General features: G+C 68.6%; 8 protein-coding genes. 3 read left to right on the top strand and 5 right to left on the bottom strand.

What is annotated here, in order from left to right:
- Both V7787_RS51920 and V7787_RS51915 read right to left on the bottom strand, forming a co-directional pair.
- Positions 1-196 (bottom strand): DUF4880 domain-containing protein (locus V7787_RS51920; RefSeq protein WP_336095311.1); only part of this gene is annotated, 196 nt, incomplete at its 3' end.
- Entirely contained in the window at positions 174-812 is a 639-nt protein-coding gene (locus V7787_RS51915) for an RNA polymerase sigma factor (protein ID WP_336095310.1), read from the bottom strand. The genes V7787_RS51920 and V7787_RS51915, both read right to left, overlap by 23 nt.
- A 142-nt stretch (positions 813-954) precedes the next feature.
- On the opposite strand from V7787_RS51915, the gene V7787_RS51910 reads away from it, so the two are divergent.
- The 3 genes from V7787_RS51910 (at position 955) to V7787_RS51900 (ending at position 3,758) form a co-directional block, all read left to right on the top strand.
- Entirely contained in the window at positions 955-2,028 is a 1,074-nt protein-coding gene (locus tag V7787_RS51910; RefSeq protein ID WP_336095309.1) for a cyanophycinase, read from the top strand.
- A 67-nt stretch (positions 2,029-2,095) separates the two neighbouring features.
- The gene (locus V7787_RS51905) at positions 2,096-3,163 is read left to right on the top strand and encodes an isoaspartyl peptidase/L-asparaginase family protein (protein ID WP_336095308.1); all 1,068 of its coding nucleotides are present in this window, start codon (positions 2,096-2,098) and stop codon (positions 3,161-3,163) included.
- A 94-nt stretch (positions 3,164-3,257) separates the two neighbouring features.
- Positions 3,258-3,758, top strand: coding sequence for a type II toxin-antitoxin system RatA family toxin (locus V7787_RS51900; RefSeq protein WP_336095307.1), 501 nt, complete (start codon positions 3,258-3,260; stop codon positions 3,756-3,758).
- Between the two features lie 105 nt (positions 3,759-3,863).
- Here the strand turns inward: V7787_RS51900 and V7787_RS51895 are convergent, their stop codons facing one another.
- The 3 genes from V7787_RS51895 to V7787_RS51885 all read right to left on the bottom strand — a co-directional run bounded on the left by V7787_RS51895 (position 3,864) and on the right by V7787_RS51885 (position 6,617).
- The gene (locus tag V7787_RS51895) at positions 3,864-4,451 is read right to left on the bottom strand and encodes an NAD(P)H-dependent oxidoreductase (protein ID WP_336095306.1); all 588 of its coding nucleotides are present in this window, start codon (positions 4,449-4,451) and stop codon (positions 3,864-3,866) included.
- 237 nt (positions 4,452-4,688) lie between these two features.
- On the bottom strand, positions 4,689-5,525 hold the full coding sequence (locus V7787_RS51890) for a DNA alkylation repair protein (protein WP_336095305.1): 837 nt from the start codon (positions 5,523-5,525) through the stop codon (positions 4,689-4,691).
- A gap of 120 nt (positions 5,526-5,645) precedes the next feature.
- Positions 5,646-6,617 carry a TerC family protein gene (locus tag V7787_RS51885; protein ID WP_442965382.1) on the bottom strand — a complete coding sequence of 324 codons (972 nt, stop codon included), beginning with the start codon at positions 6,615-6,617 and terminating at the stop codon, positions 5,646-5,648.
- Positions 6,618-6,873: the final 256 nt, after the last annotated feature.

Raw genomic sequence — 6,873 nt, 5'->3', positions numbered from 1 at the left:
CCGCGCCGGCGGCCAGCGCCTGCAAGCGGCCGGCTTCGCTCCACGCCGCGCTCAGGCGCAGGAACGCGACCCGGTGCGCGGTGGCCTGCGCCAACCAGGCATCGAGCTGCGCTTGCGCGCTGGCCGACCAGTCGCCGCCGTCGCGGCGGGCGAGCCACTCGGCGGCGGTCTGTTCAATCTGTGTGCTTGCCGCCATGTCCGCGATTCCCGTCGTCTTGTTCCGGCCGTGCCTGCTCGCCGCGCGCCGGCCGGGTCCGGCCGGCCTCGCTGGCGAATTCCGCGTCGGCATCGCTCAGCGCCTGTTCGCCGCCGAAGTAATGCTCGGCCAACAAGCGCATGCCCTTGGCGATCTGCTTCTCCACGGTCTTCTCGGTAATGCCCATCCGCTGCGCCACCTGCTTCTGCGACAGTTCCTCCACCCGCCGCAGCCAGACCACCTCGCGGCAACGATCGGGCAGACGGTCCAGGGCTTCGGCCAGGCGCCGCAGGTTCTGCCGCGCGCCGAGCCGGCGTTCGGGAGAGACCTCATCTATCAAGACGTTCAAGGACTCGAAATCACCCACGGCCTCGATCGACACCACCCGGCCGCGGCGCTGGCGGTCGGTCATCAGATGCCGCGCGGTGGTGAACAGAAACGATTTGGGCTGGTGCGGCCGCGCCCGGCCGGCCGCTTCGTAGACCCGCACATACACTTCCTGGCGCAGGTCGTGGACCTCATCGGCCTGCGGCCAGCAGCGCCGCAGATAGTGGACCAGGGCCTGCTCGTGCACGAGGATTTCGCTGGCGAACCAGGTGTCGAGGGCGCTGTCCATGCGCGGACATTAGCCCAGCGCCGCGGCCGCCGCCACGATCGCGCCGGCCGCGTGCGCGATCTGCGACGGCCGTGGGGGATCGCGCCGCCTTGCTTCGTCACGGCTTGAAATCGGGTCCAAGACACTCTCCGGAGGCAGCGCGATGGGCAAGGGTTGCGGCGTAACGCGGCGCGGTTGGCGCGCGATCGCATTGGCGGCGGTGTGCTGGGCTGCGAGCGGCGCGGTCTGGGCGCAAACCCCGCCCGCGCCCGACGCCGCGACGGTTGCGCCTTCGGATCCGGCTCAGCGCGACGGCTATCGCTATTACCAGATCGGCGACCTGTCCGCGCCGCGGCCCGCGCCGACGCAGGCCGGATTGATGCTGGTCGGCGGCGGCGACTGGCCGCGCGAAGCCTTCGCCTGGATGGTCCAGCGCGCCGGCCACGGCCGCATCGTGATCCTGCGCGCCTCCGGCACGGTCGAGGCGCAGAACGAATTCTTCCACGACATCGGCGGCATCACCGCAGCGCAAACCCTGGTGTTCGACGACCGCCGCGCCGCCAGCGATCCGCAGGTGCTGGCGATCGTGCGCGAGGCCGACGGCGTGTTCATCGCCGGCGGCGATCAATCCAAGTACGTGCGTTATTGGAAAGGCACGCCGCTGGCGCGCGCGCTCGACGCGCATGTGCGCGCGGGCAAGCCGATCGGCGGCACCAGCGCGGGCCTTGCGATTCTCGGCGCCTACGCCTACGGCGCGATGGACGGCGGCAGCGTGGTCTCGCAAGCCGCGTTGAGCGATCCGGCCGGCTCGCAGCTGACCTTGGTCGGCGATTTCCTGCACATGCCGCACCTGCAACGGGTGGTCACCGACAGCCACTTCGGCAAGCGCGACCGCCTGGGCCGCTTGATCGCCTTCCTCGCGCGCTTGTCGCGGGAACAAGACCGCGACGATCTGGTCGGCCTGGGCGTGGACGAATACACCGCGCTGTGCATCGACGCGCGCGGCGATGGCCGCGTGTTCAGCGGCAACGGCGGCAAGGTCTGGCTGGTGCGCGCGCGGCAACCGGCGCAGGTCTACCGCAGCGGATCGCCGCTGAGCGTGCGCGGGGTGACGGTGACTGGGCTGGGCAGCGACAGCGCGCTGCGGATGAGCGACCTGCAAGTCGAACGGCCGGCGTTCGCGGAGCTTTATGATGTCCGCGCCGGGCAGCTGATCCGGCGCGAGCCGGGCGCCTGACGCCGGCGCCGCGCGCATCGCTGCGACCGCCGCACGTCCTGGCCCCGAATCCGATCTGGAGCTTTAGATGAAACACGCCTCGCGCAACCGCTCTTTCCGCATCGCTCGCCCGAGCGCCACCGCGCTGACGCTGGCCTTGGCGCTGGCCTGCGCCGCGCCCGCCGCCGCGTTGCCGCCGCCGATCCATCCGGTGCTGGTGATCCACGGCGGCGCCGGCGTGGAGCGCGCTGGTTTGAGCGAGCAGGATCAGAAAGACGCGCGCGCCGCACTGGAAAGCGCCTTGCGCGCCGGGCACGAGAAACTGGCCGCCGGCAAACCGGCGCTGGACGCGGTCACCGCGGCGATCACCGTGCTGGAAGACGCACCGCAGTTCAACGCCGGCCGCGGCGCGGTGTTCACCCACGACGGCAAGAACGAACTCGATTCGGCGCTGATGGACGGCGCCAGCCTGCGCGCCGGCGCGGTCGCCGGCGTGCGCCGGGTCAAGAACCCGATCCTGCTGGCGCGCGCGGTGATGGAAAAATCCAAGCACGTGATGATGACCGGCGACGGCGCCGAGGCCTTCGCCCAGGAAAACGGCGTGACCTTGGTCGATCCGTCCTACTTCCGCACCGAAAAGCGCTGGCAGCAATTGCAGAAGGCGCTGAAGGAAGAAGCCTCCGGCCAGGCCCACACGGAGATCGAAACCGCCAAGCACTTCGGCACCGTCGGCGCGGTCGCGCTGGACGCGCAAGGCCATCTGGCCGCGGGCACCTCCACCGGCGGCATGACCAACAAACGCTACGGCCGCGTCGGCGATTCGCCGATCATCGGCGCCGGCACCTACGCCAACGCGCGCTGCGCGGTGTCGGGCACCGGCTGGGGCGAGTACTACATCCGCGCGGTGGCGGCGCACGAGATCTGCGCGCGGGTGCAATACGCCGGGCAGAGCATCGCCGAAGCCTCCGAGGGAGTGATCAACGGCGAGATCCCCAAGGCCGGCGGCGACGGCGGCGCGATCGCGCTGAGCAGCGACGGCCGCTTCGCCCTGCCGTTCAACACCGAAGGCATGTACCGCGGCTGGATCGGCGCCGACGGCGTGCCGCACGTGGCCTTGTTCAAGGACGAAAAGCTGGCCGAACCGCCAGCGCGCTGAGCGCCGGCGCTGCGACCTTCCGACGCATCGCTGCGTACCGCGCAGCGACTGCGACGATCGGCATAATTCACCGGTCCCGCTGTCGACGCCGCACATGGCCCTGATCGAACGACGCATCGAAATCGCCGCCTCGGCGGACCGCGTCTATGCGGTCTCGCAGGACTATGCGGTGCGCTACGACTGGGACCCGTTCCCCGAACGCATCCAGGTCGTCGGCGATGCGGCCGCGCCGCTGGCGGTGGGCACGCTGGTACGGGTGCGCAACAAGTTCGGCTTGCGCATGCTGGTCCGGTTCGTTCAGCTCAAACCGCCCACCCATGCCGCGATCGCGATGGTGAGCGGGCCGTGGTTTCTGCGGAAGTTCGCCGGCTCCTGGATCTTCCAGCCGCTGGACCCGCGGCGTACCGATGCGCGCTTTCGTTACAGCCTCAGCGCGCGGCCGCGCTGGTTGGGTTGGGCCATCGAGCCTTTGGCGGCGCGCTATTTCGATGCGGTGGTGCGACGGCGTTTGCGCGGGCTGAAGGCCTATTGCGAGCGCGAACCCGAAGTTCTCCTGCCGACGCGGCGGTTGGATTCCGATGTGGCCGACTCGTAATTGCCACAGTTGTTCCGACTCCACTGGTGCGAGCTGAAATCATTGTTTCGGGCAAGTCTCCGCGCTGCCCGGCGGCCGCGACGGCGGCCGCGACGGCAACCGCGATCAGGCCACCGCGGCTACGTCCGCGGCGACTTCTTCGAGCCATTGCCGGCGTTGCGACTCATCGCTGCCCGACACCGGCCCGACCATGCGCCGGATCACCGAGTCCACGCCGCACAGGCCGAACACGCAGCGCTTCCAGATCGCCTCCAGCGGGTCGCCGAAGGCTTCGGCCTCGCGCTGCGCCGGGGTGTTGGAGGTGTTGAACACCAGCGCATGCCGCGCCTTGAGCAATCCCACCGGCACGCCTTGGTAAGACACGCCGGGCGGATAGCCGTAGGCGGTGTCCAGGCGGAACACGCGGTCGATCCAGCCCTTCATGATCGCCGGCGGCTGGCCCCACCAATTGGGGTGGAAGATCAGGATCAGATCGGCGCTGGCCAGCTCGGCGCAATGCTGTTCGATCAGCGCGTCGTCCGAGCGGGTGTTGCCGCTCTCGCCGGTGGGCTGGACCGGATCGAAGCCTTCCGCGTACAGATCGTGGAAGGCGATCCGATAACCGCGCTCGCTCAACACGCGGTGGGCGGCGTCGGCCATGGCGTGGCTGAGGCTGGTGGGGCTGGGGTTGGCGAGAATCGACAAAGCGAGCATGCGCGGCACCGGTGTCCGGGAAGAGTCGGCTTCGCGGCGATGCGCGTCAGCCGAGACGAGGAGTTCAGCGGCGAAGGATAAGCCAAGCGTGGCTTGCCAGCGCTGCAAACGCGCCCCGGCGCCCCGCTGCAGGAGCTGCGCAAGCTGCGACCGCGAATTCGCGGCTGCGGTGCGGCTTGCGCAATCGGCGCGGATTCGCGGTCGCAGCTTGCGCAGCTCCTACAGCGGGCTACGGCTTCAAGCGGGCAATCGGGTGTTGGTCTTTTGCGCCAGCCGGCGCAAGGTCGCGGCGCCGTTGAGTTCGCGCAGCGCGTCTTTGCCGTTCCAGCGCGTGGCGGCATCGGCCGAGGCGGCCAATCGCGTGGCGGTGTCCAGCGCCGCCGCATGCAGCGCCGGATTGCGTTTTCCGATCGAACGCAACGCCCAGTTCACTGCTTTCTTGACGAAGTTGCGCGAGTCGCAGGCATACGCCTCGACCAGTTCCAAGCCGCGCCGGAACTGCGCGTCGTCGGCCGATTTGTCGTGCACGGTCTTGCTGGCCAGCAGCGCGAACGCGGCCCGGCGCACGAACTCGTCGCGGCGCGGCGCCCATTGCTCGATCTTGCGCCAGGCCAGCGGGCTGCGGTCGAACAGGGCGAAGCAGATCGTGTCGCACACCGCCCAGTTGTCGAAATCGCGGCACCAGCGGTCCATTTGCGCGGCGGTGACTTGGGCGGGGTCGTCGATGTAGGCGGCGAGCAGCCGCGCCTCGTACCAGCCGCTGTCCCACAACGCGGCGGCCAGTTCGCGGTCGCGGCCCAGGCGCTTGGCCACGGCCTGGATCGAGGCCATCGGTACGCCGAAGGCGTGTTCATTGGGAATCGCGTAACGCGCCATGCCGTCGCGGTAGCTCGCGCTGGATGCGGCCTTGAGTTGGCGCAGGGCTTCGGCGAGCCGGTCGGGCAACGGCGCGGCCGGCGCCACAGGCTTCTTCGCGGCTTTAGATACGGCGGTTTTCTTCGCAACCGACTTGGCCGCGACGGCTTTGTCGACCGCGGTCTTGGCGATCGTCTGAGTGACAGTCTTCCGGGCCATAGCGCGCCTTGGCGAAGGTGGAAACGAAAAACGGACCGCGGCGCCAATGTAACCATCGGCGCCGCGGCCCGTCACGTTCCAGCTTCGGCGTGCAGGCCGCTCAGCCCGCCGCCGTCGCGATTACGCCGCGCCCGAATCGGGCTCGGCGGGTTTGGCCGGCTTGAGCAGGCTCAACACCACCGAGGTGCCGATGATGACCGCCACGCCCAGCAACGAGACCAGGATCGGGATCTTGTAGATGTCGATCAGCAGCATCTTGGTACCGATGAACACCAGCACCAGGGCCAGGCCATAGGGCAGCAGGTGGAAGCGGTCGGCCATGCCTTGCAGCAGGAAGAACATCGCGCGCAGGCCCAGCACCGCGAACACGTTCGAGGTCAGCACGATGAACGGATCGGCGGTGATGGCGAAGATCGCCGGGATCGAGTCGACCGCGAAGATCACGTCGGTCACGCCGATCAGCGCGATCACCGCGAACAACGGGGTGAACCAGCGCTTGCCGTCGCGCATGATCGACAGCTTGCTGTCGTGGTAGTCGTCGGTCAGACGCAGGTGCCCGCGCATCCATTTGAGCACCGGGTTCTGCTCCAGGTCCGGGCTCTTGCCCGCGGCCATCAGCATCTTGATGCCGGTGAACACCAGGAACGCGCCGAACACGTACAGCACCCAGTGGAACTTGGCCAGCAACAGCGCGCCGGCGAAGATCAGCACCGAGCGCAGCACGATCGCGCCGAGGATGCCGATCACCAGCACGCGCTGGCGCTGTTCCTCGGGCACCGCGAAGTAGGAGAACAGCATCAGGAACACGAAGATGTTGTCGACCGCGAGCGATTTCTCGACCAGGTAACCGGTTAAGAACTCAAGCCCGATCCGGTTGCCTACTTCAGCGCCGGACTCGCGGCTCACGTACCACCACAGCGCCGCGTTGAACACCAACGCCAGCGCGATCCAGCCCACGCTCCACCACGCGGCTTCCTTGAACGTGACTTTGTGCGGCCCGCCGTGGCGCATCAGCACCAGATCGACGAGCAGCGCGACGACGACGAAGGCGGCGAACGCGCCCCACAGCATCGGACTGCCGATGGTTTCCATTTGAATCTCCAGCAAGACGTTGAGGGCGCAAGCGCGCCGGTTTCGAGGCCGCAGGCCGCGAAGCGTCGTCCGGAGGGAATTCGGGAGACATGCCTTCGCCGCTGCGGCGAAGGTCTTGCTCGTATCCGGCCGACCGCGTCGGTGGTCCGGATACCTGTCGCACCGGGGTGGTGAGCCCGTAGTGACGATGACGACAGCGGGAGCTACTCCCCTTCTGCCGGGGAAGATAGCACGGCTGCCGCTGAACTGCCGTTCA

The organism is Pseudomonas sp. CGJS7 (genome assembly GCF_036961695.1).
The sequence above is the reverse complement of the archived record's forward strand: the minus strand, read 5'-3'. Positions and strand labels throughout refer to the sequence as shown.

Coding starts and splice junctions, on each gene's coding strand:
- V7787_RS51915 (WP_336095310.1), bottom strand. CDS start 812: ATGGACAGCGCCCTCGACACCTGGTTCGCCAGCGAAATCCTCGTGCAC.
- V7787_RS51910 (WP_336095309.1), top strand. CDS start 955: ATGGGCAAGGGTTGCGGCGTAACGCGGCGCGGTTGGCGCGCGATCGCA.
- V7787_RS51905 (WP_336095308.1), top strand. CDS start 2,096: ATGAAACACGCCTCGCGCAACCGCTCTTTCCGCATCGCTCGCCCGAGC.
- V7787_RS51900 (WP_336095307.1), top strand. CDS start 3,258: ATGGCCCTGATCGAACGACGCATCGAAATCGCCGCCTCGGCGGACCGC.
- V7787_RS51895 (WP_336095306.1), bottom strand. CDS start 4,451: ATGCTCGCTTTGTCGATTCTCGCCAACCCCAGCCCCACCAGCCTCAGC.
- V7787_RS51890 (WP_336095305.1), bottom strand. CDS start 5,525: ATGGCCCGGAAGACTGTCACTCAGACGATCGCCAAGACCGCGGTCGAC.
- V7787_RS51885 (WP_442965382.1), bottom strand. CDS start 6,617: ATGGAAACCATCGGCAGTCCGATGCTGTGGGGCGCGTTCGCCGCCTTC.